This is a genomic window from Pseudomonas sp. 21, from assembly GCF_000955805.1.
Classification (GTDB): Bacteria; Pseudomonadota; Gammaproteobacteria; order Pseudomonadales; family Pseudomonadaceae; genus Pseudomonas.
Genome location: NZ_JYOA01000040.1, coordinates 1 through 672 on the forward strand (window position 1 = coordinate 1; position 672 = coordinate 672).

At 62.6% G+C, this 672-nt stretch carries 1 pseudogene; it reads right to left on the bottom strand.

The window, feature by feature from the left end:
* Positions 1–658 (bottom strand): annotated as a pseudogene (locus tag UB43_RS29440) (IS5 family transposase); the annotation flags it as partial.
* Positions 659–672 lie beyond the last annotated feature (14 nt).

The window sequence follows — 672 nt, forward strand, 5'->3', positions numbered from 1 at the left end:
ATCTCGATCCTGTTGCGGCGCTTGTAACGGCGCTTGTCGTGCTTGATTGGCTTGCCGCGCGACTTCCTGCCGGGAATGCAGGGCTTTATCCCCTTCTCTTTCAACGCTTCCCTGAACCAGTCGGCATCGTAGCCCCGGTCGGCCAGCAGCCACTCCGCCGCGGGCAGACTGCTCAGCAGAGCTGCCGCGCCGGTGTCGCGCTTACCTTGGCCTGCGGTCATGAAGAACCGGATCGGTCGGCCATCGGCATCGGTGACGGCATGAAGCTTGGTGTTCATGCCACCCTTCGTGCGGCCAATCAGACGGCCCCTCTGGTCGCCTGCCCCCCCTTTTTCGACCGCAGGCTGGTCGCCGTGCGATGCGCCTTGAGATAGGTCGCGTCGATCATCACCGTCTTCGGCACAGCGGCCTCGGCAGCCAGCCCAACCATCATCCGGGCGAAGACCCCCTTGTCGCTCCACCGCTTCCAGCGGTTGTAGAGGGTCTTTGGCGGACCATACTCCTTGGGCGCATCACACCACCGCAAGCCATTGCGGTTGATGAAGATTATCCCGCTCAACACACGCCGGTCATCGACGCGCGGCTTGCCATGGCTCTTGGGAAAGAAGGGTTGAAGCCGCGCCATCTGTGCGTCGGTCAGCCAGAAAAGGTTGCTCATCGTTGCCGCAGAAG